13 protein-coding genes are annotated in these 12,707 nt (G+C 35.6%); 9 read left to right on the top strand and 4 right to left on the bottom strand.

Annotation, left to right across the window (positions count from 1 at the left end; all coding sequences use genetic code 11):
• Positions 1 to 197: 197 nt before the first annotated feature.
• From acnA to C794_RS08980, 5 genes are all read left to right on the top strand, one after another.
• On the top strand, positions 198 to 2,909 hold the full coding sequence (acnA, locus tag C794_RS08955) for an aconitate hydratase AcnA (RefSeq protein ID WP_017796795.1): 2,712 nt from the start codon (positions 198 to 200) through the stop codon (positions 2,907 to 2,909).
• Positions 2,910 to 3,100: 191 nt separating this feature from the next.
• A complete protein-coding gene (locus C794_RS08960) occupies positions 3,101 to 3,694 on the top strand; it encodes a peroxiredoxin family protein (RefSeq protein ID WP_017796796.1) in 594 nt (197 codons plus the stop codon).
• A gap of 58 nt (positions 3,695 to 3,752) precedes the next feature.
• Complete coding sequence (locus tag C794_RS20425) at positions 3,753 to 3,896, top strand: FbpB family small basic protein (protein WP_017796797.1); 144 nt, start codon at positions 3,753 to 3,755, stop codon at positions 3,894 to 3,896.
• Positions 3,897 to 4,097: 201 nt separating this feature from the next.
• Positions 4,098 to 4,520: an acyl-CoA thioesterase gene (locus C794_RS08975; RefSeq protein ID WP_017796799.1), complete on the top strand. Its 423-nt coding sequence runs from the start codon at positions 4,098 to 4,100 to the stop codon at positions 4,518 to 4,520.
• 3 nt (positions 4,521 to 4,523) lie between these two features.
• Positions 4,524 to 4,826 carry a hypothetical protein gene (locus C794_RS08980; protein ID WP_017796800.1) on the top strand — a complete coding sequence of 101 codons (303 nt, stop codon included), beginning with the start codon at positions 4,524 to 4,526 and terminating at the stop codon, positions 4,824 to 4,826.
• A 249-nt stretch (positions 4,827 to 5,075) separates the two neighbouring features.
• Here C794_RS08980 and C794_RS08985 read toward each other — a convergent pair whose 3' ends face one another.
• From C794_RS08985 to plsY, 4 genes are all read right to left on the bottom strand, one after another.
• Complete coding sequence (locus tag C794_RS08985) at positions 5,076 to 5,369, bottom strand: HesB/YadR/YfhF family protein (RefSeq protein WP_017796801.1); 294 nt, start codon at positions 5,367 to 5,369, stop codon at positions 5,076 to 5,078.
• Positions 5,359 to 5,631: a membrane protein insertion efficiency factor YidD gene (gene yidD, locus C794_RS08990; protein ID WP_017796802.1), complete on the bottom strand. Its 273-nt coding sequence runs from the start codon at positions 5,629 to 5,631 to the stop codon at positions 5,359 to 5,361. Before yidD ends, C794_RS08985 begins: the two co-directional genes overlap by 11 nt.
• 13 nt (positions 5,632 to 5,644) lie before the next feature.
• Positions 5,645 to 6,571 carry a GTP cyclohydrolase FolE2 gene (folE2, locus tag C794_RS08995; protein WP_017796803.1) on the bottom strand — a complete coding sequence of 309 codons (927 nt, stop codon included), beginning with the start codon at positions 6,569 to 6,571 and terminating at the stop codon, positions 5,645 to 5,647.
• Between the two features lie 122 nt (positions 6,572 to 6,693).
• On the bottom strand, positions 6,694 to 7,275 hold the full coding sequence (gene plsY, locus C794_RS09000) for a glycerol-3-phosphate 1-O-acyltransferase PlsY (protein WP_017796804.1): 582 nt from the start codon (positions 7,273 to 7,275) through the stop codon (positions 6,694 to 6,696).
• Between the two features lie 160 nt (positions 7,276 to 7,435).
• Here plsY and C794_RS09005 point away from each other — a divergent pair, with 160 nt between their 5' ends.
• From C794_RS09005 to parE, 4 genes are all read left to right on the top strand, one after another.
• Positions 7,436 to 8,503: an ABC transporter ATP-binding protein gene (locus tag C794_RS09005; protein WP_017796805.1), complete on the top strand. Its 1,068-nt coding sequence runs from the start codon at positions 7,436 to 7,438 to the stop codon at positions 8,501 to 8,503.
• Positions 8,500 to 10,026 carry an ABC transporter permease/substrate-binding protein gene (locus C794_RS09010; protein ID WP_017796806.1) on the top strand — a complete coding sequence of 509 codons (1,527 nt, stop codon included), beginning with the start codon at positions 8,500 to 8,502 and terminating at the stop codon, positions 10,024 to 10,026. Before C794_RS09005 ends, C794_RS09010 begins: the two co-directional genes overlap by 4 nt.
• A gap of 17 nt (positions 10,027 to 10,043) precedes the next feature.
• Positions 10,044 to 10,460 (top strand): CoA-binding protein, encoded by a 417-nt coding sequence (locus tag C794_RS09015; protein ID WP_017796807.1) that lies wholly within the window; start codon positions 10,044 to 10,046, stop codon positions 10,458 to 10,460.
• A 229-nt stretch (positions 10,461 to 10,689) separates the two neighbouring features.
• Positions 10,690 to 12,684, top strand: a complete 1,995-nt coding sequence (gene parE / locus C794_RS09020) for a DNA topoisomerase IV subunit B (protein WP_051042511.1) — start codon at positions 10,690 to 10,692, stop codon at positions 12,682 to 12,684.
• Positions 12,685 to 12,707 lie beyond the last annotated feature (23 nt).

Raw genomic sequence — 12,707 nt, forward strand, 5'->3', positions numbered from 1 at the left:
CTAATATAAGCTTATGTTATAGGGTTACATAACTAATTCGAATATAGTTTTCAAGGATTTATAATTGTTTTATTGTTTAGATTCCTATATTATAAGTATGTAAGGTCGACTAATTTAAAATATGTGTTTGATTAAAAAAAGTAATACCTCATTAACTTAATTTTAATGAGGCTGAGCAAATGAAAGGGGTAACATATATGACTGACAACAATGCGTTTAACGCAAGGAAGCAGTTCGAATTAAACGGTAAAAAGTATAACTACTACCGTTTAAGAAACTTAGAAGAAGCTGGTAAGGGCAAATTAGATCGTTTACCATTTTCTGTTCGAGTTCTTTTAGAATCCTTACTTCGTCAACATGATGGGCATCAAATTAAGGACGAACACGTGGAGTCCCTAGCGAACTGGGGAACAAAAAAGGCAAGTGGGGCAGATGTTCCTTTTAAACCTTCACGTGTAATATTGCAAGATTTTACAGGTGTTCCTGCAGTGGTAGACCTTGCTTCCTTACGTAAAGCAATGGTAGATCTAGGTGGCGAACCAAACAAAATCAATCCAGAAGTTCCAGTAGATCTAGTTATTGATCACTCCGTACAAGTAGACCAATATGGAACTCAAAATGCATTAAAAGCAAATATGGATCTTGAATTTGAGCGGAATGCAGAGCGTTATGAATTCCTTAACTGGGCACAAAAAGCATTTAATAATTACCGCGCAGTTCCACCTGCAACTGGTATTGTCCACCAAGTTAATTTAGAGTACATCGCGAACGTTGTGCATGCTTTAGAAACCGAAGATGGCACGTATGATGCATTTCCAGATACTTTAGTTGGTACCGATTCGCATACGACAATGATTAATGGTCTTGGTATTCTTGGTTGGGGTGTAGGTGGTATCGAAGCTGAAGCTGGAATGCTAGGACAGCCTTCTTACTTCCCAGCACCAGAGGTTATTGGTGTTAAATTTACTGGTACGTTCCCTAACGGAACAACTGCTACAGACCTTGCTTTAAAAGTAACTCAAGTATTACGTGAGCAAAATGTAGTTGGTAAATTTGTGGAATACTTTGGACCAGGATTAAAAGATATGCCACTTGCAGATCGTGCAACCATTTCTAACATGGCTCCAGAATACGGTGCAACTTGTGGTTTCTTCCCAATTGACCAGGAGTCATTAGATTACTTGAAGCTTACTGGTCGTGACGATGAGCTAATCGCACTTGTTGAAAAGTATTGTAAAGAAAATGATTTATGGTATGATGCAGATCAAAAAGATCCAGAGTATACACAAGTCATTGAAATTGACCTTTCTGATCTTGAGCCAAATCTATCCGGACCAAAACGTCCACAAGATTTGATTGCATTATCTGATATGAAAAAAGAATTTAATAAAGCGATTACTGCTCCAGAGGGTAATCAAGGCTTTGGCATGGACAAATCTGAGTTTGATAAAGAAGTTACTGTAAATCATCCAAATGGTAAAGAATCTGTGATGAAAACAGGTGCGCTTGCTATTGCTGCAATCACTTCTTGTACAAATACATCTAACCCTTATGTAATGTTAGGTGCGGGCTTAGTGGCGAAAAAAGCTGTAGAAAAAGGACTTCATGTGCCAGAATACGTAAAAACTTCGTTAGCTCCTGGTTCCAAGGTTGTTACTCGTTATCTTGAAGATGCCGGATTACAAAGCTATCTAGACCAACTAGGATTTAACTTAGTAGGTTACGGTTGTACGACTTGTATAGGTAATTCTGGTCCATTACGTGAAGAAATAGAGCAAGCTATTATGGATAGTGATTTAATTGCTTCTTCTGTACTTTCTGGTAACCGTAACTTTGAAGGTCGTATTCACCCACTTGTAAAAGCAAACTATTTAGCATCTCCACCATTAGTGGTTGCTTATGCTCTAGCAGGTACAGTAGATATCGACCTATCTAAAGAACCTCTTGCAAAAGACAAAGACGGTAACGATGTTTACATGAATGATATCTGGCCAACATTAACTGAAATTAAAGAAGAGGTTGAAAAAGTAGTTACGCCGGAAATATTCCGTAAAGAATATGAAGATGTATTCACTTCTAATGATAAGTGGAATGAAATTGATACGACTGATGAACCATTATTCGAATGGGATGATGATTCTACGTATATTCAAAATCCTCCGTTCTTTGAAGGGTTATCTGCAGAAGCCGGTAAAGTGGAAGCTTTAAACAATTTACGTGCGATTGGATTATTTGGGGATTCTGTAACAACTGACCATATTTCACCTGCTGGTGCGATTGCAAAAGATATGCCTGCAGGTAAGTTCTTGCAAGATAAAGGTGTATCTCCAAGAAACTTTAACTCTTATGGTTCTCGACGTGGTAACCATGAGATTATGATGAGAGGTACATTTGCAAATATCCGAATCCGTAACCTTTTAGCTCCTGGGACAGAAGGTGGTTATACTACTTACTGGCCAACTGGAGAGATTATGCCAATCTATGATGCTGCTATGAAGTATCAAGCAGATGGTACAGGTCTAGTAGTTATTGGTGGTAAAGACTACGGTATGGGGTCATCACGTGACTGGGCTGCAAAAGGTACAAATCTATTAGGTATCAAAACGGTTATAGCTGAGAGTTTTGAGCGTATTCACCGTTCAAATTTAGTAATGATGGGTGTATTACCATTGCAATTTGAAAAAGGGGATAGTGCGAAGAAATTAGGTCTGACTGGAAAAGAATCATTTGATGTGACAATTTATGAATCAGTTAAACCAGGAGAACTTGTAGAAGTAACTGCTACAGATGAAGAAGGTAAAGTAACGAAATTTAATGCAGTTGCACGTTTTGATAGTGATGTAGAAATTGACTACTATCGTCATGGTGGTATCTTGAGAATGGTATTACGTGATAAAGTTCAAGTATAATTGAATGAATAACTAAAAAGGAGTCCTTGCATAGAATTGCGGGGGCTCTTTTTTATTATGAACCTGTTTTTTCTTTCACTGTATTGTTGATAAAATATGTCTATTTTTTTAACTGCTATGTATTTACTTTACAAAGCGTAATTACCAACTTAGGATAGAATTAACTGGAAAATAAGATGGAGTTGGCAAACATGTTTAAGAAGATTTTTGGATTCATGCTTCTATTAGTATTAATAGGAATATTACTTAGCAATATCATTCAAAGTAATTACGAGGGAAACCATTCAGAACCCGATTATCATGTAACAGGTGATGATAATATGCAGGGTGGCACTATTGCACCTGTAGAAAGTGTTGGACTTGAACCAGGGGATAAAGCTCCTGATTTTGAGCTAGAAACATTAGACGGGGAATCATTTCGTTTGTCGGATTATCAGGGCAAAAAGGTAATCCTTAATTTTTGGTATACATGGTGCCCACCGTGCAAAGAAGAAATGCCAGAGATGCAACAGTTTTATGATGATTATAAAGACGAAATCGAAATAGTAACGATTAATATGACAGAATATGAAAAAAAACAACAGGATGTTCAAGAATTTATTGATGAGTATGATTTTACTTTTACTGTTCCATTAGATAAGAATTCAGAGGTGGCAGATGCATATACGATATATGCTGCACCGTCTACATATTTTATTGGAACGGATGGTACAGTTCAACAACCAAGAAAGATCGGACCAATGGATTATGAATTTATGCAAGAAATGGTTGAAGGTTTAAATTGATAACATGATTATAATTGTTTAAATAATTGGTAATACTTCACAAAAAGGAGGTATTGCCATGTCTTTAAAAAAGAAACTGAATTTTGAAGAATTGGTAGCAGAAAATAGAAAACAAATATTAGCAGATCGTTTAATAATGGAGAAAATTGAACAATCAATGGATCAACGAATGGAACAATCCATTAAGAAAGTACAAGATTAATAAAAGGGGGGCATCCGACAACATAATGTTGGAGCCTTTTTTTATAGAGCAGTCTATTTTATTATTACTATTACCTAATTTTGTATTAAGTGGATTCCAGGCCTGGTTTTTAAAGCAACAAATAGAATAAATGAGTTTAATTATTTCATCTTCCAAATCCGTTGTGATAGGATAATATCAGGATGAATAGGGGGAAGGACATTGTTAACAGTAAAAACACCAATAGAAGTACGTTATCAGGAAACAGATCAAATGGGAGTCGTATATCATGCAAACTACTTAGTTTGGTTTGAAATAGGAAGAACCAAGTATATAGAAGCAATAGGCCTAAAATATAATGATATGGAAAATCATGGGGTAGTTTCACCTGTTATTGATGCAAATATATCTTTTAAAAGACCAATACGCTATGCAGAAGAAACGTATGTTGAAACCTGGTTAGAATCTTATGATGGAGTTCGAACGGTTTATGGCTATAATATCATTAATGAACAAGGGAAAGTAGCTGTAGAAGGAACAACTACACATACAATTGTCAATAAAGAAACATTCCGACCTTTATCCGTTCGCAGGACTTTTCCAGAATGGCATCAAGCATATCAAGAACAATTAGAAGGGGAATAGTTAATGGCTTTTGGCTTAAAGCGAGAAGAACTTCAAAGTTGGAAAGAAAATGTCCGGTCTGGAAAAATTGATTTTTTAACGCATTATTGGTTAGACGATCGTTTTCCCGGGTGTAATACAGTTACAAAAGTAGGCTGCAGCGATCTAAACAAGTTAAAAGCATGGGGAAGAAAGCATGGCCTACAAGATAACTGGATTGATATGAATGAAGAATTTCCTCATTATGATTTGTTTGGAGATTTTCAAATTAAAATTCTGAGAGAAGAAGAACAATGGAATCAAATCCAGAGGTTTAAATTAGAATAGAAAGTGTACCATACCAAAAATCCGAGTTCTTTTTAACAAGAACTCGGATTTTTAAGTAGATCAAATTCATTATAATATATTTTGCATGAAATCCGAATGCTGCTCTATTTGATTTCCATTGCAGTCGGACGTTTTTAGCAGGGAGTTGTTCCAGTAATCCTAAACATAAATATTTAACTATCACTGCATATTTGTTTATAAATGGACCTTGCTAATGGAATCTTAGCAGCATTTTCATTAAAATATTGATTAAGCGTCTGGGTATTCTATTTTCGGTTCGCCGTTTTTGGTATCAAAGGAAACGGAAAGGTTACTATCTTCAAAATACCATGCATCCGATTCTTCTACAAAGAATTGGATATTATCTAAAGTCGTAGAGGCATGCGCATTTTTAGGAGATTCTTCTTTAACACCTAATGAGAATCCAGCAATCCGACCACCGACTCCACCGTACCGTACAAAAAATCGAAGGGATGATTTTTCTGATAAATTTAATTCTTCTTTGTACCAAATTGCTGCTTCTTCCGATACATTAATCTTCATGTCGAACAACTCCTTTTTCTAGCTCATTTTCGTTGTTGTTTTTTTCTTTTTTATCTGGAACAACATCCACTCCACCAGGGTGAAAAGGGTGACATTTACTAATCCTTTTTATAGTTAATATACCACCTTTGAAGGCACCGAAACGTTTGATTGCTTCTAATCCATACTCTGAACAAGTTGGATAAAAACGACAACTAGAAGGAGTGAAGGGGCTAATAGCACTTCGATAAAATTTTATTAGTCCGATAAAAATAAATTTCATGAAATAATCTCCTTTATTCGGAGCTTTTATCATATGTTATTGATGCGATTGCGTCATGCATATGAATGGATTCTTCATTGCGACAAGAAACGTGAAACTTACTCACAAATGGCATCTCATATAAATCTGCTGCAATGAGACGAACCATATCTTCTACAAAGCGTGGGTTCTCATATGCTTGTTCCGTTACCATCTTTTCATCAGTTCTTTTGAGTACAGGGTGGAGTCTTGCACTTGCATTACTTTCTGCAGCTTCTAATAATGCTAATTTCCAATCAATATTATCTTCGTCAAAATCTTCTATTAAAGTAGCCTCAAGAGTAACATTACCTCTCTGATTATGTGCACTATATTCACTAATTTCCTTTGAACATGGACATAACGTCGTAATCCAAGCTGATAATGAAACTTTTAGGCTGTATCCAGAATCTTTATCGTAGGTAATAGATAATTTAGCATCTGCATGATTCATTCCAGTGGATTGGGATTCTGGACCTTTACGTTCATAAAACCAAGGGAAGGCAACTTCTATAGTTGCATCATTTTGTTCTAATTTTCCAGAAAGCTCTTTTGTGAATCGTTTTAATTCTGATATAGAAATATTCATTCTATTAGAACTATATTCTTGAAGTAACTCCATAAAACGACTCATATTCGTCCCTTTGGACATTGTAGGAATGCTAGATGAAAATTCAAATGTACCAATACTTGTTTGTTCTTTTGGTGCTAAATCACTGTAAATAAGAACAGGATATTTAACATTTGATACTCCGACTGCATCTAGCTTAAATAAAAAGTCTTTTTTGGTATTTTGTAAATCAGCCATTTTATTTTTTTCAATTGGTTTCGTTTTTTCAATTGGTGGTACAGAACCGAATAATTTATGTCGTTCTTCCTTTGGTGGAAGTTGTTTTTTCGGTATTGATTTCATTTGTTGCATGGTGAAACACCCTTTCCTAGCAAAGAAGTGCTGTTTTTGTCGTATGAAGTCAAACATATTGACTAGGGTTTAGTATACTTAATAGAAAACAATTATTCAATTTATCGGTCTTCTATTGCTTTTTACATCCAGCTAATTTTGGGCTCAGTACCGTTCTTAATTCTTTTAATATTTTCTCTGTGACGGTAACAGACGACACTGGATAATAAGAATACTACGATAGAAAGTCCTAAGTCTTGGTAGAAGATTGTAACAAGTAAAGACACTAGTCCTGTAATAATGGAAGAAAGTGATACATATTTCGATAAATACAAGGTTAGTAAAAATGTAGCTACCATTATTACAAATAGTAATGGATACATTCCAAGGATCATTCCTCCAGAAGTCGCTACAGCTTTTCCACCTCTAAATTTTGCAAAGATAGGATACATATGCCCTACTACTGCTAATAGACCAATTGCTAGCACATATACATTGGCATCAAATAATTGTGGCAATACAGTTGCAAGGGTACCCTTTAATATATCTGCCAATGTAACAATTGCTCCGGCTTTTGTTCCTAAAATACGAAAGGTATTCGTTGCACCTAAATTACCACTTCCATGTTCGCGAATATCTATGTTATAGCCTACTTTTCCAACAATTAATGCAGATGGAATAGAGCCTAATAAATATGCAACAAGTCCAAAGATAACATAATCCATTCCTTTTCCTACTTTCCTCATTCAATGTTAGCTTGCAAACGCTCTACCGCTATTTTAGCACGAACTACTAAGATTAAGAACAAAAAATCAAAAATAAATAGTTGATTACGGTGTTTATATTAATTTTAATGGGGGAATATTTAACCGAAGGAGGTAAGAGATGATTACATTTAAAGATATAAAGAAAACATATCCAGATGGTACAACTGCTGTAAGTAATTTTAATTTACAGATTAAACAAGGGGAACTAGTTACTTTAATTGGACCAAGTGGTTGTGGTAAAACAACTACTATGAAAATGATTAATCGACTAATTGATCCTACTGAAGGTTACATATACATAAATGATAAGCCTGTGTCGAATTATTCGATTCATGAACTTCGTTGGAATATCGGCTATGTGCTGCAACAAATTGCATTATTCCCACACATGACAGTTCGAGAAAATGTAGCTATAGTCCCTGAATTAAGAAAATGGAAAAAGAAGAAAATTGATAAGCGCATTGATGAATTATTAACAATGGTTGGGATGGAGCCTTCCATATTTAGAGATAGGTATCCAAGTGAATTATCTGGTGGACAACAACAACGTATTGGTGTGATTAGAGCACTTGCTGCTGATCCAGAGATTATTTTGATGGATGAGCCATTTAGTGCTTTAGATCCAATCAGCAGAGAACAATTACAAGAAGATATATTAAAATTACAAAAAGAAATTAAAAAGACGATTGTTTTTGTTACACATGATATGGATGAAGCCATAAAACTTGCAGATCGGATCTGTTTAATGAAAGACGGAGAAGTTGTTCAAGTTGGCACACCGCAACAATTGATGAAGTCACAGGAAAAATCGTTTGTTCAAGAATTTATGGGAGATTATCAGTCGCCATGGGTTATGAATGTGAAAGAACTTGTTTCACAAGATTCTAAATATACCATGATTACCGCTCCTACAAACGACTATTCTGAAGTGTTAGGTTTTAAAGTTCTTTTAAATGAAGATTCTATCTTTCAAGGTGTTATTCAAAATGGGAAAGTATTGGAAGAACCGATAACAATACCAGAAAATGCAACGATAGAAGAATCTTCCGCTTTAATGCAAGGTCAAGATCAATCAAGATTCCCTGTACTTGATGAGAATGAAAAACTAGTAGGTATAGTTAGTTCTCAAGCGATTGTTCAATATCTGTATGAACAGGAAAAGAGTCGGGGAGGAATTCCATCATGAATGAATTTATTGAGGTATTTCAAAATCGACAAGAGATGTTTTACCATGCCGTTTGGCAACATCTACAAATATCCTTATTATCTTTAGCAATTGCAATAATAATTGCTGTTCCGATAGGGATTATATTGACCAGATATAAACGTTTAGCAGAACCAATCATTGGTGTATCTGCCGTTTTACAAACCATTCCAAGTCTTGCTGTTTTAGCGTTTTTAATTCCTTTTTACGGTATTGGTACTACCCCAGCAATTATAGCATTAGTACTTTACGGACTATTACCGATATTAAGAAATACGTACACAGGGATTGTTGAAGTGGCCCCTGCACTACGTGAGGCTGCCAGAGGCATGGGAATGAATACAGTAAAGCGCCTGCTTAAGGTGGAATTACCACTGGCAATGCCTGTAATAATGGCAGGAATACGTACGTCAATGGTATTAATTGTTGGTACAACGACAATAGCGGCATTAATTGGTGCTGGAGGACTTGGGGATATAATTTTACTAGGTCTTGATCGAGGTGGAGACATTCCTTTAGTATTACTGGGAGCAATTCCGGCAGCCTTATTAGCAATTATTTTAGATGTTATCTTACGATTGTTTGAAAAGCTATCAAAGAAATATGGAATACAGGCATTCTTGGTTATGCTTGCAGGAGTTATAATTATTTCAGTAGCCCCATTTATATTACAACAAGAAAGAGAACCAGATATAGTAATCGGCGGAAAGTTAGGTGCGGAGCCAGAAATTCTTATGAATATGTATAAGTTACTTATAGAAGAAGAAACAAATCTTCAAGTCGGGTTGGAACCGAACTTGGGAAAGACCCCAATGGTATTTAATGCATTACAACAAGGTAGTATTGACATATATCCTGAATTTACAGGAACAGTTATTGTTTCTCTATTAGATGAACAGGCAGAATCGAATGATTCTCGAGCAGTATATGAACAAGCAAGAGATAGTATAAAGGAAGAATTCAACTTAGAATTATTAGAACCAATGGAGTTTAATAATACGTATGCAGTTGCTGTTACACAGGAGTTAGCAGATCAGTATGATTTAGAAACGATTGGAGATTTAGAAACATACCAGGATAACTTGACAGCAGGTTTTACACTAGAGTTTAATGATCGATATGATGGATATGTAGGCATGCAAGAAGTATATGACATTAACTTCTCTGATGTTAAAACAATGGATCCAGGTTTAAGACAAGGTGCAATAGAAAGTGGAGAAGTGGATGTGATCGATGCTTATGCTACCGATAGTTATATGGTAGACTTAGAATTAATTACACTAGAAGACCCAGAGAATTTATTTCCACCTTATCAAGGTGCACCGCTCATGAGAGAAGATACGTTAGAACAATATCCAGAGTTAGAAGATATATTAAATCAATTAAGTGGAAAAATCACTGATCAAGAGATGCGAGAAATGAACTATTTAGTTGATTACGAAGATGCCTCAGCAGATGATGTAGCGAGAGATTATCTCCTGCAAGAAGGTCTATTGTCTGAATAAAAGAAGGAGGAGAAAACATGACTTGGCAAAATCCAACCAATGAAAAATTAAGCAGTATTTTACAAGCAGCTAAAACGATTGCAGTAGTAGGTTTGTCCAATAATCAAGATAAGACAGCGTATCAAATTTCACAGCGAATGCAACAATTAGGTTATAAAATTATCCCTATAAATCCTAATGTTGATGAAGTGTTAGGTGAAAAAGCTTATCCAACTTTAGCTGAAGTTCCAGAGAAGATAGATATTATTAATGTTTTTAGAAGGCCAGAACATTTACCTGACGTAGCGAAGGATGCCGCAAATACGGACTGTCGAATGTTTTGGGCACAACAAGGGATAGTAAACGAAGATGCTTATCATTTCCTGAAAGATCAAGGGTTCGAAGTGGTTATGGATCTTTGCATAAAGGTTGTTCATTCAGTTTTAGTGAAGTAAAATAAATCATTAAAAAACTGCTTTCCGTACTAGTATAAAAATCTAGTAACGGTAAGCAGTTTTCTATTCAAAGATAATTTTATTTATTATTTTAAAATGTTATGTGATATGGTTATTCATGCATGAATTTGCCAATTATAGTATACTAAGTAGCATCGTTTACGGTAATATTAATGTAAAAGTGAAATTACATCGAGAGATATTTACAAAAAAGAACAGTTGTTCTAAGATGATTGTTAAGGTAAGTTGGGGAAGGAGAAGATGGCACGTGACTAGTGATTATCAATATTCAGACAGCTCCATACAAGTATTAGAGGGGTTAGATGCTGTTCGTAAAAGGCCAGGTATGTATATCGGGAGTACGGATATACGAGGTCTTCATCACTTAGTGTATGAGATAGTAGATAATGCAGTAGATGAAGCACTTGCTGGCTATGGTAATGAAATTCAAGTAACTTTACATAAAGATGAAAGTGTATCAGTAAAAGATAGTGGGCGAGGAATGCCTACTGGAATGCACCAAACTGGAAAGCCGACTACTGAAGTAATCTTCACTGTACTCCATGCAGGTGGAAAGTTTGGACAAGGAAGTTATAAAACAAGTGGAGGGCTTCATGGTGTTGGTGCTTCAGTAGTAAACGCCTTATCCGAATGGTTAGAAGTTACGACGTTTCGTGATGGTTTCCAATATCAACAACGTTTTGAAAATGGTGGTAGACCGGTAACTACACTAGAAAAAAAAGGTTCTACTCGAAAAAAAGGGTCAATTATTCGCTTCAAGCCTGATCCAACTATTTTCTCAACAATTGTTTATAATTACGAAACAATATCCGAACGATTACGTGAGTCTGCCTTTTTATTAAAAGGTCTAAAAATAGAATTAATTGATGAACGAAATGAAAAACATGACGTATATGAATATCCAGAAGGGCTGAAGTCATTCGTAGAATATCTGAATGAAGAAAAGGATTCTTTACACCAAATTGTCTTTATCGAAGGTGAACAACAAGAAATTGAAGTAGAGTTTGCTTTTCAGTTTAATGATGGTTTTGCAGAAAACATGCTTTCATTTGTTAACCATGTGCGTACTCGAGATGGAGGAACACATGAATCGGGAGCTCGTTCGGCTATCACTCGTACGGTTAATGATTATGCGAGAAGGCAAGGCTTATTAAAAGAAAAAGATAAAAATCTGGAAGGTACAGATATACGTGAAGGATTGACAGGGGTTGTTTCTGTTCGTGTACCTGAAGATAAACTTCAATTTGAAGGGCAAACAAAAGGAAAGCTCGGTACAACAGAAGCGAGATCTGCTGTAGATTCTGTTATATCCGAACATCTAAATTACTTTTTAGAAGAAAATCCTGATATCTCTGGAATGCTAATTAAAAAGTCAATTAAAGCAAAAGAAGCACGAGAAGCAGCTCGAAAAGCACGAGAAGAAGCAAGATCAGGAAAAAAAAGGAAACGTAAAGATGCCCTGTTAAGTGGGAAGCTTACACCCGCACAGTCCAGAAACCCAGAAAAAAATGAATTATATCTAGTGGAGGGTGATTCAGCTGGTGGATCAGCAAAACAAGGAAGAGATCGAAAATTTCAAGCTGTTTTACCACTTAGAGGTAAGGTAATCAATACGGAAAAAGCCAAATTGCAAGATGTATTTAAGAATGAAGAAATTTCAACAATTATCCATACGATAGGCGCTGGTGTTGGTGGAGATTTTAATCTTGCTGATGTTCAATATGACAAAATAATCATCATGACTGATGCTGATACAGATGGAGCGCATATTCAAGTATTATTACTTACTTTCTTTTATCGATATATGCGTCCACTTGTTGAAGCAGGAAAAATCTTTATTGCATTACCTCCTTTATTTAAAGTATCCAAAGGAAAAGGGAAACAAGAAAAGATTCGTTATGCATGGGATGAACAAGAATTAAAAGTTGCCATTCAAGAATTAAAACAAGGATATACTATTCAACGCTATAAAGGTCTCGGTGAGATGAATGCTGACCAATTATGGGAAACTACGATGAATCCTAGTTCTAGAACGCTTATCCGAGTGTCTATCGATGATATTGCACGTGCAGAACGTAGGGTAACTACTTTAATGGGTGATAAAGTTGAGCCTCGTAGAAAATGGATAGAAGGACATGTTAAATTTGGACTTGAAGAAGATGCGACTATACTTGAGAACGAAAATATTCATACAGAAGAGTAATGTGCCTGACTTATAGATGAAGG

This window comes from Oceanobacillus kimchii X50 (genome assembly GCF_000340475.1).
Taxonomy (GTDB): domain Bacteria; phylum Bacillota; class Bacilli; order Bacillales; family Amphibacillaceae; genus Oceanobacillus; species Oceanobacillus kimchii.